This window comes from Brucella sp. NBRC 14130 (assembly GCF_040371715.1).
GTDB classification, from domain to species: Bacteria; Pseudomonadota; Alphaproteobacteria; order Rhizobiales; family Rhizobiaceae; genus Brucella; species Brucella intermedia.
The window spans coordinates 254500-281363 of record NZ_BAABTE010000005.1; the positions used below are offsets into that span (position 1 = coordinate 254500).

The following is a 26864-nucleotide window of genomic DNA, read 5'->3' on the forward strand; positions in this document are numbered from 1 at the left end:
CGCCGTTCCGTTCAGCCCCGCCCCATCGCGCTTGCGCCAAGAATGAGCGCTGCGACCAGCGCGGCAATGGTGCGGACGTGATTCCACAAGGTCCAGTCGCGCACATAAGCGAGCCAGGCGTCGGCGGACGCAGCGGCATTGACGTCCATCACGGCAAGCTGGTTGTTCAGCGGCACGTTGAGAACCATCGTGACGCCGATAGTGCCGACGAGATAGACGGCAGCGCCGGTCATCGCCCACGTCGACAGGCCCCCGAAGCCCATCAATCCCAGTACGATAATCGCGAGGCACAGCAATGCGGTGCCGAAAAAGGCGGCGAAGAACGTGCCGTTGAGCACGGTGATGTTGATTGACTGCATCGCCATCATGCCCGCGCTCGCCGGAATGCGCGCCAGCGCGGCCATCACAAAACTTGAGAACGCATAGAAAATGCCGCCTGTAATGGCGCTGCCCCATGCCGCCAGCAGAACCAGCAACTGAAAACCCGTCGTCATGACTGTCCTCCCTCTGTCTTCGGCGGCAGCTTTATCCGCACGATACCTGTTCACCTTCCAGCCCTCAGAATATGAGTAACCCTCATATTTGCAATATGTGAGTAATCCTCATATTCTGTCAAGAGCGAAATATGTGAGTCGGTCATGAAGCAGAATTCCGCCGGGCAAGCAGAGGCCACCAGCGCCCCTGTCCTCCGCCGCACGCCCAGCCAGAGCCGCGCGCAGGAAAAGATCCGTCGCATCGCAGAATGCGCCACGGCGCTGATCGCCGCCAAAGGCAGCGACAGTCTGAGGATGAGTGAGATCGCTCAGCAGGCCGGTATTTCCATTGGCGCGCTCTATCAGTATTTCCCCGACAAGAGCGCCCTGATCCGCTACCTGTTTGAAAGCTCCAATGCGCAATCGCGCCAGTGTATCGCCGAAGGGCTCGCGACCGCCAATTCGGCAGAAGAGCTGATCGTCGCCTTCAATGGATTGATCGATGAATATCTGGGCCTGATGCGGCTGGAACCGGCAATGCGCGACATCTGGTCGGCCACGCAGACAGACAAGTCCCTGTCAAAGCTGGAAATTGCTGAGAGCAGGCAGAACGGCCAGCTGCTGGCCGATACGATCCGCCGGATCGCCCCCGGCAAGCTGCCGCCTCAACTGGACGAAACCGCGTTCCTGCTGATGCATTTCGGCGAATCCACCATGCGCATCGCCGTCGAGGTTTCGGAAAGCGAATGCGATGCGCTGATAGCGGCTTACAAGTTGATGGCCACGCGCAGCCTGCGCGACCTGATGGCAGGATAGGATCTTAAGGCAGCCACTCGAGCGGCACATGGCCCTTGTCGCTGGCGACACGCTCCAACCATGCGCGCACGGCGGGATATCGCTGCATGTCGAAACCGCCCCGATGCGCTTCGTGCGTATAGGCATAGAGCGCGATATCGGCCACCGTATAAGTGTGACCGGCGATGAACGGCGTTTTCTCCAACTGGGTTTCCATCACGGTCAGCGCCTTTTCGCCGCCAGCCAGCGTGGAAGCGAGACGCTCCGGCGTCGCATCACGTGACCGCTGCGGATAGACCATCAAGGCACGGCGCACCGCGATATAAGGCTAATGGCTGTATTGCTCGAAGAACAGCCATTGATAGACCAGAGCGCGCTCATAGGGGTCTTGCGGCAACAGGGGCGTCCCCTCCGCCAGATGCAGGAGAATGGCGTTCGATTCCGCGAGGAAACGACCGTCTTCCAGTTCCAGCAGCGGAACCTTGCCGTTCGGGTTCCTGGCCAGATATTCCGGCGTCCGCGTCGATCCATCAAGCGAGGAAACCGCGACGTGCCGAAAGGGCTTGCCGATCTTCGCCAGAAGCAGGCGAGGCTTGTAGCAATTGCCGGAATCGGCGTGTTCATAAAGCGTCAGCATGGTCGTCTCCTGTTTTGCCGCAATATTCCTGCCCGCCAGCTTCCTGTCCAATCAGTTTCTTTGCGCTAATATGTCAGCATTGCTGATGGATCTGTTCGTTTCGGCAACACATTTGCGCGAAATCCGGCAATTGCGGACGAATTCTCAATCCATCTGTTGCGCTTCCCGCGCCGATGGGACATAGAAAATCCGCAAAACCGGACCGCGCCCGGTGCCGGTTAACAGAGCCTGCCATTTATGGAGATCTATCATGGCATTTCTCGCCGACGCCCTTTCCCGTGTTAAGCCTTCTGCGACCATCGCGGTCAGCCAGAAAGCACGTGAACTGAAAGCCAAGGGCAAGGACGTGATTGGTCTCGGTGCGGGCGAGCCCGACTTCGACACGCCGGAAAATATCAAGCAGGCGGCTATCGACGCCATCAATCGCGGCGAAACAAAGTACACGCCTGTAGCCGGTATCCCCGAGCTGCGTCAGGCCATCGTTGCCAAGTTCAAGCGCGAAAACGGCCTCGACTACAAGCCGGAACAGACGATCGTCGGCACCGGTGGCAAGCAGATCCTGTTCAACGCCTTCATGGCGACGCTGAACCCCGGCGATGAAGTCATCATCCCTGCCCCCTACTGGGTCAGCTATCCTGAAATGGTGGCGATCAACGGCGGCAACCCGGTTTTCATCAACACGAAGATCGAAGACAATTTCAAGCTGACCGCAGCCGATCTGGAAAAGGCGATCACGCCGAAGACCAAGTGGCTCATCTTCAACTCGCCGTCGAACCCGACCGGCGCGGCTTATACGGAAGCAGAACTGAAGTCCCTGACCGAGGTTCTGGTTCGTCATCCGCATGTCTGGATTCTGACCGACGACATGTATGAGCATCTGGTCTATGGCGATTTCGTCTTCACCACGCCTGCTCAGGTCGAGCCTTCGCTCTACGACCGCACGCTCACCATGAACGGCGTGTCGAAGGCCTATGCCATGACCGGCTGGCGCATCGGCTACGCAGCCGGACCGCTGCAGCTCATCAAGGCCATGGACATGGTTCAGGGCCAGCAGACCTCCGGCGCCTGCTCTATCGCACAGTGGGCCGCAGTCGAGGCCCTCAACGGCACCCAGGACTTCATCCCGGAAAACAAGAAGATCTTCCAGGCCCGCCGCGATCTGGTCGTCTCGATGCTCAACCAGGCCAAGGGCATCAAGTGCCCTACACCTGAAGGTGCGTTCTACGTCTATCCGTCCTGCGCTGACCTGATCGGCAAGAAGACGGAAGCTGGCAAGGTCATCGAGACCGACGAAGATTTCGTCACCGAATTGCTGGAAGCCGAAGGCGTCGCCGTCGTGCACGGTTCGGCATTCGGCCTCGGACCGAACTTCCGCATTTCCTATGCGACGTCGGATGCGCTGCTTGAAGAAGCCTGCACCCGCATCCAGCGCTTCTGCGCCAGCCTGCGCTAGAGCATTTCCAGCAAAAGTGCGTAGCGGTTTTGCGTAGGATAATGCGACAGAACAAACAGTCAGAGCAAAGCATACCAAGGGGCCGAAAGGCCCCTTTTTCATATCCGCAATTTGAGACATGCCGTGGCGGGCGCGCCCGGCTTCCCGGACCTGTCAAAAGCGACAGTTGAGCGCGAAAAACATCTGGCTATCGTTGCAATGCGTCACCCGGCCCGGCGAAAAGCCAAAAAAAAAGCCAGACAAATGTCTGGCTTTGAGTTTTGAAGGTGCCTTCGAGGCAAACCTCCAGAGGGGAACACTCAGCCCGCGCAAATGGGAGGAGGAAACGCAGCGCTGAGATGACCTTTATATGCCTGTTGCCCATTGTTTTTGCAATGAGACTTTAGCGCAATGCAGCTATGCGTTTTACGCATGTCTTGACCAGGCAAGAAAATCCTTTGAAATCATCTGGTTAATCCGAACAGAATTACTTCGTAATATTATAATGGGCAAATCAACCGCCTAAAGCATGGGCATCGGCGACATGGCAATGCCCGCAAATTTGGCAAATCACCCTTTTTGAGTCGCCCGAAGCAGATGTCACGCAACTGTCACTGCAATGCAGCGGGCCTGTCACATAACGAGCCTAAAAGCCCCGGCAAGACGCCGCGCATGACGCGCCTGGCGCATGTGCGGCGCGTGAAAAAGCGCTGTCCCCACAGACAGACCCCAGAAGGAGCGTACCCGTGCGGATCGTTCAGATTACAGACACTCACCTCAGCCCCATCAAGCCGCACTTCAACCGCAACTGGGAACCGCTCGTTGCCTGGATCGACCAGCAGAAGCCCGATCTCATCATCCACACCGGCGACCTGACGGTCGATGGTGCTGACGTGGAGGCCGACCTTCTGTTCTGCCGCGCCTGCCTCAACGAACTTCCCGCGCGTGTCCTCACCCTTCCGGGCAATCACGACATCGGTCATCTTCCCGAAAGCCACCAGCCCGTCAATGCGCAGCGCCTGATGCGCTGGCGCCGACATATCGGCCCGGACCGCTGGGCGGAAAATTTCGGAAACTGGCGCATTATCGGCCTCAACAGCCTCGTCATCGGTTCCGGTGAAGCCGAAGAAGCCGAACAGTTCCAGTGGCTCGAGGACGAATTGAAGAACAGCGACGGCAAGCCGGTCGCCGTCTTCGCCCACAAGCCGCTCTTTGTAGACGATCCGGATGAGGGCGACAGCGGTTATTGGGGCATCCGCCCTGCCCCGCGCCAGCGCCTCTATGATCTCTTCGCGCAGTACAATGTGCAGCTTCACGCCAGCGGCCACCTGCACCGCGCCTGGTCGGGCGACGCCTTCGGCACGAACTATGTCTGGGCGCCTGCCGCCGCCTTCATCGTCGGCCCGATGGAGCGCGACCTGCCCGGCGAGCGCATACTCGGCGCTGCAATTCACGACCTCGATGAAGTCGCCACGAGCAGCATTGTCCGCATCGACGAGCTGACCCCCTATGTCATCGACGATGTGGTGCACGAAGTCTATCCGCACCACACGGGCGACGGCGAGAAGGTCACCGAGGAGGCAAGCCAGTGAGCACGCTCGTCCTTCGCGACATCGGCAAATCCTACGGAGGCAATCGCATTCTCGATGGTATTTCCATCGAAGCGGCAGAAGGCGAATTCATCGCCCTTGTCGGCCCTTCGGGTTGCGGCAAGAGCACGCTTTTGCGCATTCTCGCCGGTCTCGACCATGCGGATGAGGGAAGCGTCGAGCTTGCGGGACGCAACATAACCGGCGCGCATCCCGCCGACCGGAACATCGCCATGGTTTTCCAGTCCTATGCGCTCTATCCCCATCTGACGGCGGCACAGAACATTGCGGTGCCGCTTGCCATGCGTGACCTGACCGCCGTGGAACGCCTGCCGATGGTAGGCAGCTTCCTGCCCGGCCAGCGGCGCAAACGCGCCGCCATCCAGAAACAGGTCAAGGCAACCGCGACCAGCCTCAGGATCGACCATCTGCTCGACCGCAAGCCGGGCCAGATGTCGGGCGGCCAGCGCCAGCGCGTCGCCCTTGCCCGGGCGCTCGTGCGCCAGCCGGGCGCATTCCTGATGGATGAGCCGCTGTCGAACCTCGACGCCAATCTGCGCGTCCACACCCGGGCCGAAATCGTCGAACTGCATCGCCGCGCCGGTGTTCCCACCATCTATGTGACCCACGATCAGGCCGAAGCGCTCAGCATGGCCGACCGCGTTGCGGTGATGATGGGCGGCAAGCTGCTGCAGATCGACACGCCGACCGCGATCTATAACGATCCCCGCCATATCGAGGTCGCGCAATTCATCGGCACGCCGCGCATCAATATTCTGGAAGCCTTGGTCAGCGATAACGGCATGGTGCATTTTGCCGGTCGCGCCATCCTGCAGGATGTCGCCGCCCATTCCGGCACCACTATCCGCATCGGCATTCGTCCCGAACATTTCCAGCTCAAGCCGCACGACAAGACGGGCATTGCCGGCACGGTCTCGCGGATCGAGTTTCTCGGCTCGGAAGTGCTCGTCTACCTCAAGGCTCCCGGCTCCCCGCAGGACCTCACCGTGAAGCTTGCGCCCGAAGAAGCCCGCGATATCGTCGTTGGCCTCCCGGTCGGCCTGCATTTCGATGCCAGCCACGCCTATCTCTTCGGGGAAGATGGCCTGCGCCTGCGCCAACCCGCCGGAAATATCGTCAAGACGGCATCGCCGGAAAAGGCTGCGGCCCATGTCTGATGTCGCGATCTCCGCTCCCGCGGCCACCAGCGCACGGACGGCGGCTGAGGAAGCCCGCCGCCGTGAAGAACGGCTTGCCTGGAAACTTGCGGCTCCGGCGATCATCTTGACGGTGCTGCTCATTCTCCTGCCGACTGCCGCCGTCATCTTCTGGAGCCTTACCAATTTCGAGCTTGGTTATGACGGTTTCGAATTCATCGGGCTGGAAAACTACGCCGAACTGTTCAGCGACCGGACATTTCTGATCTCGCTGAAGAACACTGCCATCTATACCGCCATCGTGGCACCCGCTTCCGTTTTCCTCGGCCTCGGCGTGGCGCTCCTCATCGAAGGCGAAGTTCGCGGCAAATCCTTCTTCCGCACCGTCTATTTCCTGCCGGTCGCCTCGCTGCTCGTCGCCATGGCAACCGTCTGGCAGTATCTGCTGCACCCGACGCTCGGCCCCGTCAACGCCATGCTGGGCATGATCGGCATTGCCGGTCCCAACTGGCTCGGTTCCAGCGATACGGTTCTGTTCAGCCTCGCGCTTATCGGCATCTGGCAAAGCGTCGGCTTCAACATGGTGCTGTTTCTGGCCGGTCTCACCGCCATCCCGCGAGAACTCTATTCGGCGGCCGAAGTGGACGGCGTGAAAAACGGCTGGGAGCGCTTCCGGCTGGTCACATGGCCCCTGCTCGGCCCCACCACGCTTTTCGTCACGACGATCAGCATCATCAACGCCGTGAAGGTCTTCGAGACGGTCAAGACGCTGACCGAAGGCGGCCCGAACAAGGCTTCGGAAGTCCTGCTCTGGACCATCTATCAGGAAGGTTTCGTCTATCTGCGCGTCGGCTATGCCTCCGCCATGACGGTGATCTTTCTCGCGGTCCTCGTGATCCTGATGATGCTGCAATTCCGCGTGCTGGACCGCCGCACCCATTATTGAGGATACCCGGATGACATTGGCTCGTTCTTTCCGTCTTGGACTTCTGTCGCTGGGTGCACTGCTTTTCCTCGCGCCCTATATCTTCATGCTGTCCACGGCAGCAAAATCGCAGCAGGACATATTCTCGTCCTCGCTGTCGCTGATACCGCACAACTGGGCGCTCTGGGACAATCTCGCCAAGGCGATGAGCCGCGTGCCGATGGGGCTTCTGCTGTTCAACGGCGTGGTTGTCTGCGCGCTCGTGCTGGTCATCCAGGTCGTGGTCGCCATCCCCTGCGCCTACGCCATGGCAAAGCTCAACTTCCGCGGCCAGCGCATCATGATGATGATGGTCATGCTCGGCCTGCTGGTGCCGATCCATGCCACGGCACTGCCCTTCTATGTCGGCTTCAATCAGCTCGGCGTGCTCAACAGCTACTTTGCCCTCAGCGCACCGTTCTTCATCTCGGTCTTCGGCATATTCCTGTTTCTGCAGTTCTTCCGCGCCATGCCGGACGATCTCATCAGCGCCGCTCGTCTCGACGGCATGTCGGAAGCCGGCATCGTCATGCGGGTGATCGTGCCCAATGCATGGCCTGCGATTACGGCCTTCTCGATCTTCTCCGTTGTCGCCCACTGGAACGACCTGTTCTGGCCGCTGATCGTCGTCAACGGCATGGAACGCGCCACGCCGCCGCTCGGCCTCCTTTATTTCCGCGCTGCGGAAGCGGGCGACGATTACGGGGCGCTGATGGCGGCAACCCTCATCATCACCCTGCCGCTGCTGCTGGCATTTCTCGCCGCCCAGCGCCGCTTCATCGAAGGCATCACCCTAACCGGCCTCAAGGGCTGAATTCTTCCCACAATCCTCCACAGGAGTTCAAACATGAAACGCTTTTCCGGCGCCCTCGCCGCTCTGGCCATGGCAACGGCCTTCGGCTCGCCCGCCCTTGCCGACACGACGCTGAACGTACACTACCCGATGCCGGGTTTCTTCAAGGATGTCATGGCCGACATCTCCAAGAAGTTCATGGAAGAAAATCCGGACATCAAGATCAACTTCGTCAGCCCGTCGGCAACCTACGAAGAAGGCATCCAGACGATCATGCGTCAGGCCGGAACGTCGGAAATGCCGGATATCACCTTCACCGGTCTGAACCGCCTGCGCGTGCTGGCGGAGCGCAATATCGGCGTAGACATGAAGCCGCTGGTCGAAAAAGAAACTGATATGGAAGCGCAGGGCTTCACAGATCACCTGCTGAGCCTCGCCCGCGTCGGCGACCGTCAGGTCGGTCTTGCTTTCGCAACCTCCAATCCGATCATGTATTACAATGCCGATCTTCTGAAGGCGGCAGGCGGCAATCCCGACAATCCCCCCACCACCTGGGACGAAGTGATTGAACTGGGCGGCAAGATCAAGGCGCTCGGCAACGGTAATGAGGGCATCGATTTCCGCTGGCAGGGCGACGACTGGATGTTCTCCGCGCTGCTGTTCGGCGCGGGCGGCACCATGCTGACCGAAGACGAGAAGAAGGTCGCCTTCAACGGACCGGAGGGGCTCGAAGCCTTCAAGCTCATCGACCGCATGGTGAAGGAAGGCGGCATGCCGGTTCTGACAAAGGCGGCGGGCGAGCAGGCTTTCGCGGCTGGCAAGGTCGGCTTCTCGTTCCAGACCACCGGCGCGCTGCGCAACACGATCAAGAATGTCGGCGACAAGTTCGATCTTCGCACGGCGAAGATCCCGCTCATCAACGCCGAAAAGGGTCGCCTGCCAACCGGCGGCAATGCGGTCGTCATCCTGACCGAAGATCAGGGCAAGCAGGATGCGGCGTGGAAATTCGCCAAGTTTGCCGCCGGGCCCTATGGCGCGTCCGTCGTCGTTCCCGGCACCGGCTACGTGCCGAACAACGAGCTGGCCGCGAAGTCCGACGAATATCTCGGCAAGTTCTATGAGGAAAATCCGCTCTTCAAGGCTGGTCTGAGCCAGATGTCGCTGATGATCCCGTGGTATGCATTCCCCGGTTCCAACGGCGTGAAGGTGACGCAGACCATCGTGGACAATCTTTCTCGCGTCGTCGAACAGTCCGCCCCCCCGGAAGACGCCCTTGCCGACGCCTCAAAGGAAGTCCAGCGCCTGCTGCCGCGCAAGTAATCGGCCATCACCAAAAAACAAAAGGCCGCGCTGATTGCCAGCGCGGCCTTTTTTGAATCACAAGCTGCAATCAATAGGTCCAGTTGCGGGCCTTCGAGAACAGGAAGTCGCGGAAGGCGTGCAGTTTCGCGGAGTTCTTCAAGGCTTCCGGATAGCAGAAGAACGTATCGAAGGACGGTATTTCTTCCAGTTCGGGCAGAAGCTGCACCAGGCCGGATTCCTTGTCCGCCATATAGTCGGGCAGGACAGCGATGCCGACGCCCCGCTGCACGGCGCGGCGAATCGACAGCAGATTGTTGACCTGCAATGCCGGGATGCGGGAGCTGCCGTCAGTGCGTCCGGCGATCTCCAGCCAGTTGAGGCCCGTCAGATAGCTCGGCGCCGGTTCACCGAAGGTCACGACGCGGTGCTGGTCGATCTCGTCTATGGAGTTGAGCTTGCCATATTTCGAGACATAGCCCGCCGACGCATAGACATGCATATGCACCGTGAACAGCCGACGCTGGATCAGGTCGGGCTGCTGCGGCTGCCGCAACCGGATGGCGCAATCCGCATGACGCATCGTCAGGTCCAGTTCCTCATTGTCGAGGATCAGCTGGAGCTGGATATCGGGGTAAAGCTCGACGAATTCCTGAATGCGCTCGATCAGCCAGCCGGAACCAAGACCAACGGTCGTCGTGACGCGCAGGCGGCCTGTCGGCTTTTCCTTGCTCTCGGCAAGCTTCGAGCGAACGTTTTCGAGCTTCATCAGCACGTCATGCGCCGTGCGATAGAGCGTTTCGCCCTGCTCGGTCAGGATCAGACCGCGCGCATGACGATGAAACAGCGGGACGCCGACATCCTGCTCAAGCGCGCTGACCTGACGCGAAATAGCCGATTGCGACAGATGCAATGTCTGGGCTGCGTGGGTGAACGACCCCGCTTCAGCCGCAGCATGAAAAATGCGCAGTTTATCCCAGTCGAGCGGAGCGACCACGATTATCCCCTCTCATTGTTTTGACCGCATTCAGCTTAGGCAAGACCGCCTCCCGCTTTTGGCGTGGAAAGCCCTATTCCGCCGCTTCGTGCAGCGGTTCCTGTGCGGCGAGCCAGCGCTCGGCTTCAAGAGCTGCCATGCAACCCATGCCGGCGGCTGTCACGGCCTGACGATAGATATCGTCGGTGACGTCGCCCGCAGCGAAAATGCCCGGAACGTCGGTAGCCGTCGAATCGGGCGCGGTCCATAGATAGCCGTTCGGCTTCTGCTTGAGTTTGCCCTCGAACAAAGAAACCGCCGGTGCGTGGCCGATGGCGACAAAAACGCCATGCGTATCGAGTTCCTGCGTTTCGCCGGTCACGACATTCTTGAGGCGCACGCCGGTCACGGTCGCGCCCATGGGCGGCTTTGCCTCCGTGCCGAGGATTTCGTCGATCACGCTGTTCCAGACGACCGAGACGTTCTGGCGCGAAAGCAGCCGGTCCTGCATGATCTTCTCCGCCCGGAACCCGTCGCGGCGATGCACGACCGTCACGCTCTTGGCGATATGCGAAAGGTAAAGCGCTTCCTCGACCGCGGTATTGCCGCCGCCGACGACGACCACATCCTTGCCGCGATAGAAGAAACCGTCGCAGGTCGCGCAGGCCGAAACACCGCCGCCCATGAAGGTCTGCTCGCTGTCGAGGCCAAGCCACTTGGCCTGTGCGCCCGTCGCAATAATCAGGGCGTCGCAGGTATAGACCGTGCCGGAATCACCTTTCAGGCGGAAAGGACGCACCGTCGTTTCGACCTCGGTGATGATGTCGTGGACGATCTCCGCGCCGACATTCTGCGCCTGCGTCGCCATCTGGTCCATCATCCATGGTCCCTGCACCGGATCGGCATAGCCCGGATAGTTTTCCACGTCGGTGGTGATCATCAGCTGACCGCCCTGCTGCAGCCCGGCAATCACGATTGGCTTCAGCATGGCGCGGGCGGCATAAATCGCCGCAGTATAACCAGCAGGACCCGAGCCGATGACAATGACTGGCGCATGACGCTGTGACATGAAGTTCTCTCCGGTCCCGGAGCGCTGCGGCCTTCAAGCGGGACCGGCGCTCCTCATGTTGGTTTTCACGCGCACCCAAACTGTTCCACATTTTTGGGCGCACTTTAAAATCGATTTAAAGCGGTGGGTTTCCGGCCCACCAGAATCGCTTCCGCAATCCTGTCCGGCCAATGCCCCGATATTATGGCCAAGGTAGGTCTGCCCCCGGATGTTTGCAAGCTTCCACAGGGATTTGCCGAGCTTTAGCCACAGCTTGTGACCTTTTGAGCAAACCCTTTCACGCCAGCACGTTGCGGGTGGATCGATCTCACGCTAAACAAGCTTGATATAGGAATAATTCGCCCAAACCCGGAGCCGGCCGCCATTTACAAGACAGTCGCCAATATCTGCGCGCGTTTCGGCCTCATCATGGCGGCGGCCATGCTTCTGCCTGCGGCGATCGACCTGCGCGACGGAAGCGACGACTGGCTGATCTTCGTCCGCTCGGCTGCGGCTACAGGCGCATTGTCTGCGCTGTTTCTGCTGGCCACCCAGAACCAGACCATGCGCTTCACGCCGCGCCTCGGTTTTCTGCTGACGGCCTGCCTCTGGCTCACCGCAAGCTTCCTCGGCTCGATCCCCCTTTATTTTTCGCACCTGCCGATCAGCTACGCCACCGCCTTCTTCGAGGCCATGTCGGGCGTCACGTCCACGGGCGCGACGGCGCTCACCGGCCTCGACAACATGCAGCGCGGCATTCTCCTGTGGCGCTCGATCCTCTGCTGGATCGGAGGCGTCGGCTTTATCGGCCTCGCCCTTCTGTTGCTGCCCTCGCTGCGGGCGGGCGGACTTGCGCTCTTTCATATGGAGAATTCCGACAAGTCGGAAAAAATTCTCCCCCGCATGAACCAGATAGCGCTCGGCATCATACTCGCCTATCTCAGCCTGACTGCGGCCTGCATCATCGCCTATTTCGCAGTCGGCATGACCGTTTTCGACGCCATCAATCATGGCCTGACGACCGTGGCGACAGCAGGTTTTTCCACGCATGACAGCTCGATCGGTTTCTATGAGGGAAACCGGCTGCTGCTGGTCGTCTCCACCATCTTCATGGCGCTCTCGGCCCTCCCCTTCGTGCTTTACATCAAGGCCTTCATGCCGCGCCGCATGGAATCGCTCGCCGATCCGCAGGTAAAACTGTTCTTCGCAATCGCCATCGGTTTCAGCTTTGCGCTTGCGGTGGTGCTGCGGCTCGGCTCCGATGTGCCGTTCGGCGATGCGCTGATTTCCGCTTCGTTCCACTTCGTGTCGGTCATGACCACGACAGGCTATGCCACCGAAGATTATTCGCTCTGGGGACCGCCTGCGATCGGAATTTTCTTTCTCGCTTCGTTCCTCGGCGGTTGTGCCGGTTCCACCTCCGGCGGCATCAAGATGAACCGCCTCATCATCCTGTGGAGCCTGACACAGGCCAATCTCGCCCGGCTCATCATGCCGCATGCGGTCATCAAGATCCGCTACGGCACCTCGGAGATTTCCGGCGATATCGCGCAGAACGTGCTGCTCTACCTGTTCCTCTATTGTGCGTCGCTCGTCATCGGCGCGGTGCTGCTCGCCTCGTTGGGCCTCGATTTCGTCTCGGCCTTCACCGGGGCGCTGACGGCGCTTTCCAATGTCGGACCCGGTTTCGGCGACACGATCGGTCCCGTCGGCAACTTTTCCACCATTCACGATCCGGCGCTGTGGGTGCTTTCATTCCTGATGCTGGTCGGACGTCTGGAGCTGGTGACGGTGTATATCCTGTTCACACGCGCTTTCTGGGTGCGTTGACCGAGCGTTAAGCGGTTTACATCCGCCTGTTTCATTTGATATGAGCAGGATTAGATTGCGCCACGATGGCGACGAATGTTCTATAATTACCCCGGAATGAAATTTCCTTGCGCGCGGAGTTACGCATGCCGATCAAGGCCGATCTGGATGAAATCGATTGGAAAATCCTTCGGGAGCTCCAGAACAACGGGCGCATCACCAATGTCGAGCTGGCCGAACGCGTCGGCATTTCGGCCCCGCCCTGCCTTCGCCGCGTGCGCAAGCTTGAAGAAAGCGGCGTCATCCGGGGTTATCGCGCCATTCTCAACGGCAATTCGCTAGGACAGGACCTCGTTGCGTTCTGCTCGGTCGGCCTTCATCGCCAGGCCGATGCCGACCTCAAGGCATTTGCCGAAAAAACCAAGCAATGGCCGCTGGTACGCCGCGCCTGGATGGTTTCGGGCGAATCTGACTTTCTGCTCCATTGCGTCGCGCGTGATCTCAACACGTTCCAGACCTTCGTGATCGAGGAACTGACCGCGGCTCCCAACGTGGATTCCGTGCGTACCGCGCTGACCATTCGTCCGGTCAAGGACGAACCGCTGATGATTCTCTAAGAGCCTGAAACAAAAAGCGGCATGTGTGTGCGAAAATGGTGATTTTCGAGTACCGGAGCGCAATGTACTGAACGTACATAAGCACCGGAACGCAGAAAAGCGCCATTTGCAGCCACACAGGACGACTTCTGGAACAGGCTCGAGATTATTTCCCGGCGAATACGCGCTCGTAAACACCGCTGATTGCAGCGGCTTCCTTTTCGAGCGGAAACGTGGCGCGAACATGCCTGAGAGCATTTTCGCCGTCGCGTTCGGCCAATGCCGGATCGGCCAGATACGGCTCGATAGCCTTGCGCAGGGCTTCCCCGTCGCCGGCTGCAACCGATGTTCCAGTGCCTTCCACGATCATTTCCGCATAGGCTCCTGCATCGCTGGCAACGACTGCCGTTTGCGAGGCCATGGCTTCGAGCGGCGTCAGCCCGAAACCCTCATTGCGCGAAGGCGCAACATAAAGCGTCAACCGGCGATACCAGACCCGAATGTCGGGCACTTCGCCCAGGATGAGGATACGGTCCTGCAAACCCGCAGCCGCGATCTTCGCCTTCAGTGCGTCTTCGAAAGACTGGTGCTCAGCGGTCGTTCGCCCGGTAATGATCGCCGTCCAGTCCGGATATTTCGGCAGGAGCGCAACCATCGCATCGACAAAAAGGTCTGTTCCCTTGGAGGAACGCACGCGACCGAAGCAGCCGACGGCATATTTTCCGGGCAGGCCGGACGCCGCGAAACTATCGTCATCGCCAACCGGCGGATGAAACCGCTGCAAATCCACGCCGTGCATGATGACATCGTGCGGCACCTGGAGAAAGCTTCCCGAGCGGCCACTCGTTGCAATCACCGCATTCATGCGGCGGATGAGCCATTTGGTGAAAGGCTTGTGGTCCCGCTGTGCGGCCGAGGTGAAGATCAGCCGCAGTTTCATGCGCAGCACATCGCGCATGAAAATCCCGGCGAGCATTTCGATATTGCGCCGCGCGTGCCAGATGCGAAACGGCTTCGTTCGCGGCTTCGACCAGAAGGATAACAACGCGCCCCAGCCAAGATGCGGGAGCGTGTCGGGCAGGCCCGGCCCCATCGTCGCGATGTTCAGGCCCTTTGCACGCTGCAAGGGGATGAGCTGAACGATCGTCGATGTGACCCCGGATAGGCGGCGCTTGAAATTGGGCGCCACCACCTCGACATCCTGAACCGGGACTTTCATGAAAATCAGACGAACTTCAGGCCGACGATTTCGTAGGAGCGCGAACCGCCGGGTGCGTTGACTTCGATGGTATCGCCTTCGCCCTTGCCGATCAGCGCGCGCGCAATCGGCGATGAAATGGAAATGCGACCTTCCTTCACATCGGCTTCCTGATCGCCGACGATCTGGTAGATTTTCTCTTCTTCCGTATCTTCGTCGATCATGGTGACGGTCGCGCCGAACTTGATGCGGTCGCCCGACAGCTTGGAAACGTCGATGACTTCCGCGCGCGCAACCAGATCTTCCAGCTCGTTGATACGGCCTTCATTCAGGCTCTGGGCTTCTTTCGCAGCATGATATTCGGCGTTTTCGGACAGGTCGCCATGCGCACGCGCTTCGGCAATTGCCTCAATAATCCGAGGGCGCTCCGATTGCTGGCGCCAGCGCAGCTCTTCCTTGAGCTTTTCGAAACCGCCAGGGGTCATAGGGAACTTTTCCATACCCAGTCCTTTCCTTCATCCGGCGCTTCGCCTCTCCCCGAGGCCCTGCACGCACCGGCAGTTTGATTTGCCCGCCTCACCTCGCGCAATGCTTGGATAGTGCGAGGCGCTTTTCGGAGGCTTCCAACCTCCGAGACACAAAAAGAAAACGGTCACCGAAACATCCGCCTCGGAACCGTTCGAATAACCATTCACAGAACTATAGCATTTCCATCAATCATTTCACGCGGAAAAATATGTCCCTGTCAACTCTCTGCAAAAGCGACGCTTTCTCGCGTGCGCTATTTCGGCTTGACTGGCCAGCTCGCCGGCCATTTCTCCGGGCCTCCCGCATAATTACCATCGCAATCGCCTTTTGAGCGCTCCTGCACCAGCACGAAACGCACCCGGCCCTCGCCGCTGTCGGTGGCTTTCCAGACATCGTAAATGCCGCAATCACCAAGTCCCCGGCCTTTGAAGAAAGCCGTCAGCGTCAATGATTTCTGGTTCCAGTCGATGTTCCATGCCGTATCGGTCACTGTCGGGCCGTCGTCGGAAATGGTTGGCAGGGAAATCGGCACGATCCTGTTTTCATGGCGGCTGTAGAAGGCGTAGGGCTGATTATAGGCGCCCGACGATCCGCATGGCAGGCCGATCAGATCGAGCCCATCGGCAATCTTCGTCTCGAAACCGCCCGCGCTGCGGAACGTCTCCGGGCTTGCGCCACCGCAAACCGCGGCTTCATCGGAAAAATCCTTGCGGATTTCAGCCGGTATCTGGCCAACCGTTTCAATCAGCTTGAGCACCGGCGGCACGGGCGCGGGCTTGCTGCCCTTGACCTGCAATGCCTCTACCGTGCCATCGCGCGATTGCTGCTCATCCACATAGATCAGCCCGCCGACAAGCCCGGAAAGCGAATAGGTGAACGTCTTTCCGGCCAGTTTCAGCTGCAACTTCTGGCCGTTCTTCATTCCTTCAAGCGCTTTGGCAATATCGCCCGCATAATCAAGCTGTTCGTCCTCTGCCTTCAGGGCCGAGACATCGACGCCGAGCAGCGGCTGGCCGTCGACGGAAATCTCCAGCTTGCCGGCTTTCCGGGACGGATCGACATAGGAAAGCCGCAAGACCGGTTTCGACCCCGGCTGGCTGCTGCGAAAGATGCCAAGCCCCGGCGCTCCCTCGCTTGCGACCGGCGTCAGGCTCAATGTGCAGTTCTGCGCGAAATCACACAGAACCTGCGTGTCCCGAACCGTCTTGAAAGCCGCCTGCGATTCCCCGCCTGCCACAAACAGCATCGTTGCGGCAGCCGACGCCACGACAGCGGTACCAACAGAGGATTCACGATAGAAGGAAAGCATAAGACCTCCGCCGATGGAAAGCGCACTGAGCAGAATCAGATCATGCATGAATGTCGCAGAATCGGAAGTTCCCTTGCCGCCTGCCCACAATATTGCCTATAGCATGTCGGCTGAAAAAGATCGAACCGAGGTAAGAATGACGCGCGTACAGGCCAACATGCTGCTGCTTCTGGCGGGCGCCATCTGGGGCATGGGTTTCGTCGCGCAATCGACGGCAATGGCCAGCATCGGACCGTTTCTGTTCATCGGCATCCGCTCGGCAATCGCCTCGCTCACCGTCCTGCCCTGGGCCGTGGCGGAAGGACGCCGCGCGAAGATCGCCCTCCGCCGGTCGGATTATCTCTTCTTCATGGTCATCGGCCTGAGCCTGTTCATCGGGCTCGTCCTCCAGCAGATCGGGCTCATCACCACATCCGTCACCAATGCCGGTTTTCTGACCGGGCTTTATGTCGTGATGGTGCCGGTACTTGGCGTCATCCTGTTTCGCACATGGCCGCATCCCGTCGTCTGGCCCAGTGCGGCGGCCTGCCTTGCAGGCATCTTCCTGCTTTCCGGCGGCACGCTGACGGCGCTCAAGCAGGGTGACCTGCTGGTCATCGGCGGCGCCGTGTTCTGGGCATTGCAGGTGGTTTTAATCGGCAAGGCAAACCGCGCCGCGCGGCCGATAACGCTGAGCTGCGTCCAGTTCGCAACCAGCGCCGTTGCAGGGCTTGCCATCGCTTCCATGGTTGAAGACCTCAACTGGACCGCCATCGCGCTCACCTGGAAGGAAATCCTCTTCACCGGCGTTTTCTCGTCCGGCGTCGCCTTCACCTTGCAGGCCATCGGGCAGCGCTATACCACCTCGGCGCAGGCAGCGATCTTCCTCGCCTCGGAAGCGCTCTTCGCGGCCCTGTTCGGCGCCCTCTTCCTCGGCGAACGAGTGACCTTCATCGGCCTTATCGGCTGCGGACTGATCTTCTCCGCCATGATGGCCGTCGAACTCATTCCCATGTTCTGGAAGCGCAAGCCCGCGCTTGCTGCCGCCGAGTGATTTCCATCAGGCCTTGAAAATCAGAGCCGCCCCGCCTGCGATGAGCGCAAAGCCCAGCAGATGGTGCCAGGTAAAGGCTTCCTTGAGGTAGAACACCGAGAACAGGCTGAAGATCACCAGCGTGATGACCTCCTGTATGGTCTTGAGCTGTGCCGCCGAATAGACCTCATGCCCGATGCGGTTGGCCGGGACCGCCATGCAATATTCGATCAGCGCGATACCCCAGCTGATGAAGATGACGGTGATGAGCGGCGTGCTGGTGAATTTCAGATGCCCGTACCAGGCGAATGTCATGAAAACGTTGGAGCCGATGAGAAGCAGGATCGGCAGGACGCTTGGCGAAATCAGTGCTGACATGGAAATGACTTCAGGGACCGGGAGGATGTTGTCTGCGGCATGGCCCGAAACCGCCGCACGGTGATAAAACAACGGCGGCATTTTGCCAATCCTGCCGTTTGCGCCTGCCCCGTTTACGCCACAGCCCTTAACGCGGGCGCTGACTCTTCCTTTACGCTTGCAGGCTAATATTCAGGGAACGCCATCGGTCTGGTCTCCTGAAGAAAAGGTATGGACATGAGTTCTGCGTTGTCCGCCACCGCTCCAGTCAGCCGCCAGCGCTCCCGGTTGCGAGGTCTGGCCCCCTCTTTATCGATCATGCTGCTGGCCCTTGTCGCAGGCTGCTCCGGCGAAAGCGCGCCGCGTCCGCAGGCCAGCGTCGGCAATTCCGACGTAATGGTGCCCGAAGCCCCGGTGGCGAGTGCCGCCCCGGTCATGGCTGCGCCTGTCATGCAGCAACCGCAGGAAGAGCGCGTCGTCGGGCTTGCCGAAGAGGAGGAAAACCACGTCGCGCAATCCGCGCCGCAGAACCGGCCGCAATATTCCGGCGACTACGGCTTCACGGCCCCCGTTCAAAACCCGGTCACGGCTGCCGAAAACATCTATACGATGTCCAATGCGGAAGCCGCCTGCCGCACACGCCTGAAAAGGCTGGGCGTCGTCTTCAGGGAAAAGCCTACCATCTATCGCAGCAGCTCCTGCCATATCGAAAACCCCATCGAAGTATCGGGTTTCAACAGCGGCTCCATCGCGTTCAAGCCGGCGGCGACGCTGAACTGCCAGGTGACGGAGGCCTTCGCCCGCTGGATCAAGGGCGACCTGCAACCCGCCTCGCGCCTGCGATACCTGTCAGGCGTGAGCACGATCTACAATGCCGGAGGCTATTCCTGCCGCACGATGAACCATCGTCGCGGCGCGAAAATGTCGGAACATTCACGCGGCAACGCTATCGACGTCACCAAGATCGTGCTGAACAACGGCAAGAACATCATGGTGCGCAAGCCCGGCTTCTTCGCCTTCCGCGAAAAAGGCCTGCTCAACAGCGTCCGCTCCGATGCCTGCGGCTATTTCACGACGGTTCTCGGCCCCGGCTACAACCCGGAACATGCCGATCACTTCCATTTCGACCTGATGCAGCGCCGCAGCGGCTATCGCGCCTGCAAATAGAAAAAGCCCGGCCTTACAGGCATGGCCTGCGCCGGGCTTCCTTTCATCATCGGTTCATTCTTCCGGCGGAACTGGCGTCGGCTTGCCGTTCTCGTCCAGCGAAACCATCACGAACTCGGCATGGGTGACGAGATCGCGCCTGTCGCTGAGATAGCGCTTCGCCCACGCCTCGACCCTGAGCGTGATGGACGTGCGGCCTACCCGCGTTATATCCGTATATACACAGAGCGTGTCGCCGATCTTTACCGGCCGGGCGAACGCCATTTCGCGCACCGCCGCAGTGACCGTGCGGCCCTTGGCGCGCTCGGCGGAACGGATGCCCGCAGCCATGTCCATCTGCGCCATCACCCAGCCGCCGAAAATATCATAGGCCGAATTGGCGTCCTTCGGCATGGCGGAAACGCGGATGGTCAGCGTGCCGTTCGGCTCATTGTCAGTATTCATCAATGTCGTTCCTTGAGTGCTTGAGAGAGTCGGCCGCTAATATGAGACAAGGCCGCCCGGAAGAAAAGTACCGCGCAATACGCTCTAAACCGTTAGAATCAGGATGAACCTAAAAGGTTGGCAATAATTAATCATGAATTGAAATTGATTATCCGTGATGATCCGGAATAGTATCGGTCATGCTATAAGTAATGATGGAAAGTATATTAGAGGAACGATAAATGAACCTATCGGTGAAAGCTTCCATATTTACACTAGCATTCCTTGTTTCAGCAAATGCTTATGCATCATCGGCCATCGTCACCTCGACAGTTAATCTGCGCACCGGTCCCGGCACCCAGTATGGAACCATCGGGACGATCCCGAACGGCGTTGGAGTTACCGTCGGGGGCTGCACCAGCGGCTATGGCTGGTGTCAGGTGAGTTACGGCGGCATGACCGGCTGGGCGGCATCAAGCTATATCGCCATCCAGACGGGCAACGGCTACACGACCAACGACAATTTCGGATCGACCGCCGCAGCCGTGGGCATACCGCTCATCGCAGGCATCGCCATCGGGTCGGCACTGTCGGCCAACAACGACCGCTATTGGGGTCCTGGCCCCTATCGCGGCTGGGGCGGCGGCGGCAACATCTATAATGGCTGCATCGGTCGCAATTGCCAGTCGAACTGGGGTCCGCCGCGTCCGCACTGGACGGATCGTCCGGGCTGGAACGACCATCCGGGCTATCATCCCGGTTTCGGTCGCGGCTTCGGTCCCGGCCCGCGCATACGCATGGGCGGCAGGCTGTAAAGCCATCCGCAAAATGGTCGCCTCCTGACAGCCTTCTGTCAGGAGCCTTGGCCGGATATGTTGAGGGCGCCGAGGATTTCGCCTCGGCGCCCTTTTCATTTGGACGCTGAAATTCCATATTGGAAGCATGTCGCAGAAAAGTGGAAACCGGTTTTCCGCTTAAGACATGCGGTAACAATATAGGGTCATGGCTTCCTCAAAAGACAAACATTCCCAGGATTCGCAAGACAAGGCTGGCGGCTTCGGTGAAGCGCCACAGGCCGGGTTTTCCGACGCGCCCCTATCCGGTTCAATTGCTGATTGGGCGAAGGAGATCGGCGACGAGGCGGCCAAGCCGCGCGCAAAAAATCCAAAACAACCCAAGAAGATTCCCGAGCGCAGCAAGGAAGCGTCGCGCACAGGCCGCGGCACGTCGATGGGCGGCGCGGCTTCGGCGAAGGAACGCGCGGCGGCGGGCCTCAACCCTGTTGCCGGTCTCGACATCAGCCTTGAAGACGCAGCCGGTCTGAACCCATCCGGCGCGACCGCCACGGTTCAGGCCCTGTCGGACCTGATCGCCTCCGGCAATCCGCTGTTCAAGAATGGCGAGCTGTGGACCCCGCACCGCCCCGCCCGCCCGGAAAAATCCGAAGGCGGCATCGCCATCGAGATGGAAACCAGCTTCGAGCCGTCCGGCGACCAGCCGACTGCAATCCGCGATCTGGTGGAAGGGCTGGAAAACAACGACCGCACGCAGGTTCTGCTCGGCGTCACCGGCTCGGGCAAGACCTTCACCATGGCGCAGGTCATCCAGCGGACACAGCGCCCTGCCCTGATCCTCGCGCCCAACAAGACCCTGGCCGCGCAGCTTTACGGCGAGTTCAAGAGCTTCTTCCCGAACAACGCCGTCGAATATTTCGTTTCCTACTACGATTATTACCAGCCGGAAGCCTATGTGCCGCGCTCGGATACCTATATCGAGAAGGAATCCTCCATCAACGAGCAGATCGACCGGATGCGCCACTCGGCCACCCGTGCGCTGCTTGAGCGTGACGACGTGATCATCGTCGCCTCCGTGTCGTGCATCTACGGTATCGGTTCGGTCGAAACCTATACGGCCATGACCTTCGAGATGAAGATCGGTGACCGGCTCGACCAGCGCCAGCTGCTCGCCGATCTCGTGGCCCAGCAATACAAGCGGCAGGACATCAATTTCGTGCGCGGCTCGTTCCGCGTGCGCGGCGACACGATCGAACTATTCCCGGCCCACCTGGAAGATCGCGCCTGGCGCATTTCCCTTTTCGGCGACGAGATCGAGTCCATCACCGAGTTCGACCCGCTGACCGGCCAGAAGACCGGCGACCTGAAATCGGTGAAGATCTACGCGAACTCGCACTATGTGACGCCGCGCCCGACGCTCAATCAGGCGATCAAGTCGATCAAGGAGGAGCTGAAGCACCGCCTTGACGAACTGACCCGCGCCGGTCGCCTGCTGGAAGCGCAGCGCCTCGACCAGCGCACGACATTCGACCTCGAAATGCTGGAAGCGACCGGCTCCTGCGCGGGCATCGAAAACTATTCGCGCTATCTCACGGGCCGTAATCCCGGCGAGCCGCCGCCGACGCTGTTTGAATATATTCCCGACAATGCGCTGGTTTTCATCGATGAAAGCCACGTCACGGTTCCGCAAATCGGCGGCATGTATCGCGGCGACTTCCGCCGCAAGGCGACGCTTGCCGAATATGGCTTTCGCCTGCCCTCCTGCATGGACAACCGCCCGCTCCGCTTCGAGGAGTGGGACGCCATGCGCCCGCAGACCATTGCCGTTTCGGCAACGCCGGGCAACTGGGAAATGGAAGAAGCGGGCGGCGTGTTCGCAGAACAGGTCATCCGCCCGACCGGGCTGATCGATCCGCCGGTCGAAATCCGTCCTGCCAAGACGCAGGTCGACGACGTGCTGGGCGAAATCCGCGAAACCGCGCAGAAGGGCTATCGCACGCTGGTCACCGTGCTGACCAAGCGCATGGCGGAAGACCTGACCGAATATCTGCATGAACAGGGCGTGCGCGTGCGCTACATGCACTCCGACATCGACACGCTGGAGCGCATCGAGATCATCCGCGACCTGCGGCTTGGCGCCTTCGACGTGCTGGTCGGCATCAACCTGCTGCGCGAAGGTCTCGACATTCCCGAATGCGGCTTCGTCGCCATCCTCGACGCCGACAAGGAAGGTTTCCTGCGTTCGGAAACCTCGCTCATCCAGACCATCGGCCGTGCGGCGCGTAACGTTGACGGCAAGGTCATTCTCTATGCCGACAATATTACCGGCTCCATGCAGCGCGCGATGGATGAAACCAGCCGCCGCCGCGAAAAGCAGGTCGCCTATAATGAAGAGCACGGCATCACGCCTGCTTCGGTGAAGAAGAATATCTCGGATATCCTCGGCTCGGTTTACGAGCGCGATCATGTCCGCGCGGATATTTCGGGCTTTGCGGAAGAAGGCGCGATGATGGGCAACAACCTTGCCGCCCATCTGGAGCATCTGGAAAAGCAGATGCGCGACGCCGCCGCCGATCTCGACTTCGAAAAGGCCGCGCGCCTGCGCGACGAGATCAAGCGCCTGCGCGAGACGGAACTGGCCATCGCCGACGATCCGCTGGCACGCGAGTTCGAGGCGGGCGACGCGGGGGCGAGCCGCAACAAGGGCAAGCCCACCGGCAATTCGCGCTTCCGCAAGCCGACGCTCGATGAAATGGGCGCCGATACGACGCGCCCGCTTGGCAAGCCGTCCCTGTTCCAGAAGCCGTCGCTTGACGATATGGGACCGGGCACGGACATGGCAAAACCGCTATTCCGCAAGAACACGCTCGACGAGATGACCGTGAAGCGGACGGAAGTGCCATCTGGCGGCAACGATGCGGCGATCCGCCGTGAGCGCGCGGGCATCGGGTCTTACGAAGACCCGGCAGAAACAGCGCGCAAGAAGCGCCGCCCCGGCAAGACAGGCCGACCGGGGCGTTAGAGCATAATCCGACCCGAGTGAACGAGGATCGATAATGTGCCGGAAGGCTCACCAGCCTTCCAGCACGATCTTGCCCTTTGCCTTGCCGCTTTCCAGCACCCCATGCGCCGCCTTGAGATTGGCGGCACTGATCGGGGAAAGGACTTCCGTCAGCGTTGTCCTGATCTTGCCTTCATCGACCAGTTTCGCGACTTCGTTCAGCAGTCTGCCCTGCTCCGCCATATCTGCGGTCTGATAGATCGGGCGCGTGAACATCAGTTCCCAGTGCACCGACACGGACTTGCGCTTGAAGGGCATGATGTCGAGCTTGTCCGGATCGTCGATCAGCCCGAAACGGCCCTGCGGAGCTATGAGCCTGACGATTTCGGAAAGATGATCCAGCGTCTGCGTCGTCGAAAAGACGAAGGCCGGTGCGCCAATCCCCAGAGCTTCAACCTGTTCGGCCAGCGGCTTGCGGTGGTCGATGACGTGATGCGCGCCAAGCTGCCTGACCCAGTCTTGCGTTTCGGGCCGCGATGCGGTCGCTATCACCGTCAGGTCAGTCAGTGCGCGCGCCAGCTGGATCGCGATCGAGCCCACGCCGCCCGCGCCGCCGATGATGAGGATTGCATTCGCCGCACCGGCGACCGGCCTGCGCACGTCCAGCCTGTCGAACAGCATTTCCCATGCGGTAATGGAGGTCAGCGGCAGGGCGGCGGCTTCGCCGTTGGACAGCGATGCCGGTTTGCGCCCGGCGATGCGTTCATCGACCAGATGGAATTCGCTATTGGCCCCCGGACGGGTCAGGGAGCCTGCATACCATACCCTGTCGCCGGGCTTGAAATCCCGAACCTGATCGCCGGTTTCGACGACGGTGCCGACAGCATCCCAGCCAAGCACCTTCCATTGGCCGGCGTCCGGTGAAACGCCGCTACGGATCTTGTAATCGACCGGGTTCACGGAAATCGCCTCCACCTGAACCAGCAGATCGCGCCCGGCGGCAACCGGCTTGTCCAATGTCACGTCGACAAGCGAATCGGTGCGATCCAGTTCACCGGCGTTCTGATAGGCAACAGCTTTCATCGTCTTTGCTCCATTTGCTATGGACCAAATATTAGACTACGTTCCCAATTTAGAAATACGCACAAATATCGCCTATAGTGTCGATATTTACACTTGGTATAAAAAGGATACCGGAATGGCCAAAGCCCGGCATTCCCGCTTCGACTGCAGTCCCGGCTGTGCGGTGGAAGCCGCCATCAGCCTGATCGACGGAAAATGGAAGAGCGTCGTGCTCTTTCATCTCATGGGCGGCACGCTTCGGTTCAACGAGTTGAGGCGACAGATACCGAGCGTCACCCAGCGCATGTTGACCAACCAGCTGCGCGAACTGGAAGAAGACGGGCTTATCGAGCGCAAGGTCTATGCGCAGGTGCCGCCGAAGGTGGAATACAGCCTTTCTCCGCTCGGCCGCAGCATCGAGCCGATCCTGCTCGCATTGAAGAAATGGGGCGACGCCAATATCGACCGGTTTGGCAAGCCGGTGAAGGAATCAGCGTCCTCTGTTCAGGAAGCGGCGTAAAAAGGGCGGCACCTGCCGCCCCTTCCATTGAGCCAGTCGTTACCTACACTGCCCGCTGCTCATGATGCGATAGCCTGCGCGGTCGGCTTCGCAACGGTTCGGGAAGGTTCGCCTGTCATTGCCGCGTTGCGCGCAAACCGGCATGAACTCCCGCGTGCATGCGCCTGCTCCCGGCCTGCCCGGCCTGTTGCCCTGGTGCGGCGGATGCATTCCGCCTGCGCCGCCCCAGCCCGGCCCCGGCCTCGATGAGCAGCGACCGTTCGAAATGACGCGATAGCCCTCTGCACGCGCCTGGCACGAATTGCTGAAGGTTTGACGCGACGATCCGCGCTGCGCGCAGACCGGCGCATAGTTCATCGGGCAGATTCGCGGCGGCTGTGACGGTCCGGGGCGCAGCGGCGGACGATGATCCACCCCGCCTTCCGCAACGCAACCGGCAAGAAGCAGCAGGCCCGCGAGCACGGACAGTTTTCTGAAACGATGAAATTGCATTTTCCTCTCCCTTTGTCCCGCCCCCTAAGATGGCGCAGCCTTCAATAAGGGCAAGTCCTTTCGCGAAAGTGCAAAACCTTGCGGACCATATCGACAACCCGCCCATATAGGTTACCTTGGCCGAAGTTGAGGGGCGGAACAGGCAGCATGAATCGTTACAGGCACAGCATAGCGGTTATCCTCGTTTCGCAGCTTTTCAGCCTGCCTCTCGGCGTCATTTCCTCCCATGCAGCCAGTGAGCCGACCCCGCCGGTCTATGCGCCGCCCCTGCCCCCGGAGAAGAAGACGCCGACCGTGGGCCGCATCTGCCAGCTCATCGGCGCCAATGCAGACGCCCACGGAATCCCGCGTGACTTCTTCGCGCGGCTGATCTGGAAGGAAAGCCGGTTCGACCACAAAGCGGTGAGCCCGGTCGGCGCCGAAGGCATTGCGCAATTCATGCCCTATACCGCCAGGGAGCGGGGGCTCGCCGATCCATTCGATATCGAGCAGGCCATTCCCGCCTCGGCGAGCTTCCTGCGCGACCTGAAAGGCGCGTTCGGCAATTGGGGCCTTGCAGCCGCCGCCTATAATGCAGGCGCGGGGCGCGTTTCCAGCTGGATGCGGTCCGGCGGCTTTCTGCCGCTCGAGACCGAAAATTACGTGCTGGACATTACCGGCGCCCCTGCCGACGACTTCGCCGCCGGCAAGGAGATCATGAACCGGCCGCTCGATCCCAAGCTCGCCTTTCACGACGCCTGCAAGCGCCTGCCGATCGTCCGCAGCGCCACCATTCCGATGTCGCGCGTCAAGCCAAAACCCTGGGGCATACAGGTTGCGGGCAATTTCCGCCGCAGCGCCGCCGTCAATCAATGGACCCGCCTGCGCAGGCAGTTCAGCGCCGTGCTTTCAGGCCACGAGCCGGTCGTCAGCCGCATACGCACGCCAATGGGACGTCGCGGCATCTATGCAGTGCGCATCGGCGCCGACAGCCGCGGGGAAGCCGATGGCATTTGCACAAAACTTCGCGCCGCCGGCGGCGCATGCATAGTTTTACGCAACCGATGAGAAAAACACGGTCAGTACCTGCTAAATCAGCGATATATTAGGGAAACCCTGTTCTGTTTTGGGATTCAACCGAGGATTTTCTTGAAACAATCGTAAAAAAATCAAACGATACCGGTTCGAAGATAACCAATCATGTCGACCCCAAAGAATTTGCTTGCCAAATACCGCTTCATAGATCAGTCTCCATCTGTTCGGGCATTTAGCGAACAAATGGAAGACTGGAAGAACGGCGTGCCGGGGCCGCTATAAGTTCCGGGTCGAAGGCTCCCCTTCGGCAATGATCGGTTCCTTCCCAATGTCGAGAACTGCCTGCATAACCCTCTGCCGGGTGTGTGGTGCGCTTGGCAGAAATAGTAATACCACCGTCTCCACAGGAGCGGTGGCGC

The 26864-nt window shown here is 60.1% G+C and carries 25 protein-coding genes and 2 pseudogenes; 15 read left to right on the forward strand and 12 right to left on the reverse strand.

The features are described from left to right. Positions 1 to 11: 11 nt before the first annotated feature. Positions 12 to 494: an anthrone oxygenase family protein gene (locus ABWW28_RS12305; protein WP_021586929.1), complete on the reverse strand. Its 483-nt coding sequence runs from the start codon at positions 492 to 494 to the stop codon at positions 12 to 14. 144 nt (positions 495 to 638) lie between these two features. Between ABWW28_RS12305 and ABWW28_RS12310 the strand changes: the two genes are divergently transcribed. After that, on the forward strand, positions 639 to 1289 hold the full coding sequence (locus tag ABWW28_RS12310; RefSeq protein ID WP_021586930.1) for a TetR/AcrR family transcriptional regulator: 651 nt from the start codon (positions 639 to 641) through the stop codon (positions 1287 to 1289). 4 nt (positions 1290 to 1293) lie between these two features. Here the strand turns inward: ABWW28_RS12310 and ABWW28_RS12315 are convergent. Continuing rightward, positions 1294 to 1905: pseudogene (locus ABWW28_RS12315) on the reverse strand (glutathione S-transferase family protein). A gap of 250 nt (positions 1906 to 2155) precedes the next feature. Between ABWW28_RS12315 and ABWW28_RS12320 the strand changes: the two are divergent. From ABWW28_RS12320 to ABWW28_RS12345, 6 genes are all read left to right on the forward strand, one after another. After that, positions 2156 to 3358: a pyridoxal phosphate-dependent aminotransferase gene (locus ABWW28_RS12320; protein ID WP_021586932.1), complete on the forward strand. Its 1203-nt coding sequence runs from the start codon at positions 2156 to 2158 to the stop codon at positions 3356 to 3358. Positions 3359 to 4083: 725 nt separating this feature from the next. Further along, positions 4084 to 4929: a metallophosphoesterase family protein gene (locus ABWW28_RS12325; protein WP_006467284.1), complete on the forward strand. Its 846-nt coding sequence runs from the start codon at positions 4084 to 4086 to the stop codon at positions 4927 to 4929. Beyond that, positions 4926 to 6104, forward strand: coding sequence for an ABC transporter ATP-binding protein (locus ABWW28_RS12330; protein WP_021586934.1), 1179 nt, complete (start codon positions 4926 to 4928; stop codon positions 6102 to 6104). Before ABWW28_RS12325 ends, ABWW28_RS12330 begins: the two co-directional genes overlap by 4 nt. Beyond that, entirely contained in the window at positions 6097 to 7029 is a 933-nt protein-coding gene (locus ABWW28_RS12335) for a carbohydrate ABC transporter permease (RefSeq protein WP_021586935.1), read from the forward strand. The genes ABWW28_RS12330 and ABWW28_RS12335 overlap by 8 nt, the downstream gene beginning before the upstream one ends. Positions 7030 to 7039: 10 nt before the next feature. Then, positions 7040 to 7861: a carbohydrate ABC transporter permease gene (locus ABWW28_RS12340; protein ID WP_021586936.1), complete on the forward strand. Its 822-nt coding sequence runs from the start codon at positions 7040 to 7042 to the stop codon at positions 7859 to 7861. 33 nt (positions 7862 to 7894) lie between these two features. Continuing rightward, positions 7895 to 9160 carry an ABC transporter substrate-binding protein gene (locus ABWW28_RS12345; RefSeq protein ID WP_021586937.1) on the forward strand — a complete coding sequence of 422 codons (1266 nt, stop codon included), beginning with the start codon at positions 7895 to 7897 and terminating at the stop codon, positions 9158 to 9160. Between the two features lie 70 nt (positions 9161 to 9230). Here ABWW28_RS12345 and ABWW28_RS12350 read toward each other — a convergent pair whose 3' ends face one another. Continuing rightward, positions 9231 to 10136 carry a LysR family transcriptional regulator gene (locus ABWW28_RS12350; protein WP_006467289.1) on the reverse strand — a complete coding sequence of 302 codons (906 nt, stop codon included), beginning with the start codon at positions 10134 to 10136 and terminating at the stop codon, positions 9231 to 9233. Between the two features lie 73 nt (positions 10137 to 10209). After that, positions 10210 to 11184 carry a thioredoxin-disulfide reductase gene (trxB, locus tag ABWW28_RS12355; RefSeq protein ID WP_021586938.1) on the reverse strand — a complete coding sequence of 325 codons (975 nt, stop codon included), beginning with the start codon at positions 11182 to 11184 and terminating at the stop codon, positions 10210 to 10212. A 408-nt stretch (positions 11185 to 11592) separates the two neighbouring features. Here trxB and ABWW28_RS12360 point away from each other — a divergent pair, with 408 nt between their 5' ends. Both ABWW28_RS12360 and ABWW28_RS12365 read left to right on the forward strand, forming a co-directional pair. Next, complete coding sequence (locus ABWW28_RS12360) at positions 11593 to 12993, forward strand: TrkH family potassium uptake protein (protein ID WP_025090520.1); 1401 nt, start codon at positions 11593 to 11595, stop codon at positions 12991 to 12993. Positions 12994 to 13118: 125 nt separating this feature from the next. Then, positions 13119 to 13589 (forward strand): Lrp/AsnC family transcriptional regulator, encoded by a 471-nt coding sequence (locus ABWW28_RS12365; protein ID WP_006471903.1) that lies wholly within the window; start codon positions 13119 to 13121, stop codon positions 13587 to 13589. On the opposite strand, the pseudogene ABWW28_RS12370 reads toward ABWW28_RS12365, so the two are convergent. From ABWW28_RS12370 to ABWW28_RS12385, 4 genes and pseudogenes are all read right to left on the reverse strand, one after another. Then, a pseudogene (locus ABWW28_RS12370) lies at positions 13573 to 13695 on the reverse strand (flagellar basal body P-ring protein FlgI); the annotation flags it as partial. The gene ABWW28_RS12365 and the pseudogene ABWW28_RS12370 overlap by 17 nt on opposite strands. A 39-nt stretch (positions 13696 to 13734) precedes the next feature. Continuing rightward, positions 13735 to 14787, reverse strand: coding sequence for a glycosyltransferase family 4 protein (locus ABWW28_RS12375; protein WP_021586940.1), 1053 nt, complete (start codon positions 14785 to 14787; stop codon positions 13735 to 13737). A gap of 5 nt (positions 14788 to 14792) precedes the next feature. Further along, positions 14793 to 15266 carry a transcription elongation factor GreA gene (gene greA, locus ABWW28_RS12380; RefSeq protein ID WP_006467294.1) on the reverse strand — a complete coding sequence of 158 codons (474 nt, stop codon included), beginning with the start codon at positions 15264 to 15266 and terminating at the stop codon, positions 14793 to 14795. Positions 15267 to 15547: 281 nt separating this feature from the next. After that, the gene (locus ABWW28_RS12385; protein ID WP_176026556.1) at positions 15548 to 16603 is read right to left on the reverse strand and encodes a DUF1176 domain-containing protein; all 1056 of its coding nucleotides are present in this window, start codon (positions 16601 to 16603) and stop codon (positions 15548 to 15550) included. 136 nt (positions 16604 to 16739) lie between these two features. Here ABWW28_RS12385 and ABWW28_RS12390 point away from each other — a divergent pair, with 136 nt between their 5' ends. Continuing rightward, entirely contained in the window at positions 16740 to 17636 is an 897-nt protein-coding gene (locus ABWW28_RS12390; RefSeq protein ID WP_025090521.1) for a DMT family transporter, read from the forward strand. A gap of 6 nt (positions 17637 to 17642) precedes the next feature. Here ABWW28_RS12390 and ABWW28_RS12395 read toward each other — a convergent pair whose 3' ends face one another. After that, a complete protein-coding gene (locus ABWW28_RS12395) occupies positions 17643 to 17993 on the reverse strand; it encodes a DMT family protein (RefSeq protein WP_006471905.1) in 351 nt (116 codons plus the stop codon). 216 nt (positions 17994 to 18209) lie between these two features. Between ABWW28_RS12395 and ABWW28_RS12400 the strand changes: the two genes are divergently transcribed. Continuing rightward, the gene (locus ABWW28_RS12400; RefSeq protein WP_025090522.1) at positions 18210 to 19139 is read left to right on the forward strand and encodes an extensin-like domain-containing protein; all 930 of its coding nucleotides are present in this window, start codon (positions 18210 to 18212) and stop codon (positions 19137 to 19139) included. 54 nt (positions 19140 to 19193) lie between these two features. Here ABWW28_RS12400 and ABWW28_RS12405 read toward each other — a convergent pair whose 3' ends face one another. Next, positions 19194 to 19583, reverse strand: coding sequence for an acyl-CoA thioesterase (locus ABWW28_RS12405; RefSeq protein WP_006471907.1), 390 nt, complete (start codon positions 19581 to 19583; stop codon positions 19194 to 19196). 221 nt (positions 19584 to 19804) lie between these two features. On the opposite strand from ABWW28_RS12405, the gene ABWW28_RS12410 reads away from it, so the two are divergent. After that, the gene (locus ABWW28_RS12410) at positions 19805 to 20377 is read left to right on the forward strand and encodes an SH3 domain-containing protein (RefSeq protein ID WP_112670359.1); all 573 of its coding nucleotides are present in this window, start codon (positions 19805 to 19807) and stop codon (positions 20375 to 20377) included. A 187-nt stretch (positions 20378 to 20564) separates the two neighbouring features. Beyond that, entirely contained in the window at positions 20565 to 23378 is a 2814-nt protein-coding gene (uvrB, locus tag ABWW28_RS12415) for an excinuclease ABC subunit UvrB (RefSeq protein WP_025090523.1), read from the forward strand. A gap of 48 nt (positions 23379 to 23426) precedes the next feature. Here the strand turns inward: uvrB and ABWW28_RS12420 are convergent, their stop codons facing one another. Then, the gene (locus ABWW28_RS12420; protein WP_112670361.1) at positions 23427 to 24440 is read right to left on the reverse strand and encodes a zinc-binding alcohol dehydrogenase family protein; all 1014 of its coding nucleotides are present in this window, start codon (positions 24438 to 24440) and stop codon (positions 23427 to 23429) included. Between the two features lie 115 nt (positions 24441 to 24555). Here ABWW28_RS12420 and ABWW28_RS12425 point away from each other — a divergent pair, with 115 nt between their 5' ends. Beyond that, a complete protein-coding gene (locus ABWW28_RS12425) occupies positions 24556 to 24939 on the forward strand; it encodes a winged helix-turn-helix transcriptional regulator (RefSeq protein WP_006471908.1) in 384 nt (127 codons plus the stop codon). A gap of 39 nt (positions 24940 to 24978) precedes the next feature. On the opposite strand, the gene ABWW28_RS12430 is transcribed toward ABWW28_RS12425, so the two are convergent. Further along, on the reverse strand, positions 24979 to 25431 hold the full coding sequence (locus ABWW28_RS12430) for a Kazal-type serine protease inhibitor family protein (protein ID WP_006467306.1): 453 nt from the start codon (positions 25429 to 25431) through the stop codon (positions 24979 to 24981). Between the two features lie 147 nt (positions 25432 to 25578). On the opposite strand from ABWW28_RS12430, the gene ABWW28_RS12435 reads away from it, so the two are divergent. Then, the gene (locus tag ABWW28_RS12435; RefSeq protein WP_021586950.1) at positions 25579 to 26478 is read left to right on the forward strand and encodes an SPOR domain-containing protein; all 900 of its coding nucleotides are present in this window, start codon (positions 25579 to 25581) and stop codon (positions 26476 to 26478) included. Positions 26479 to 26864 lie beyond the last annotated feature (386 nt).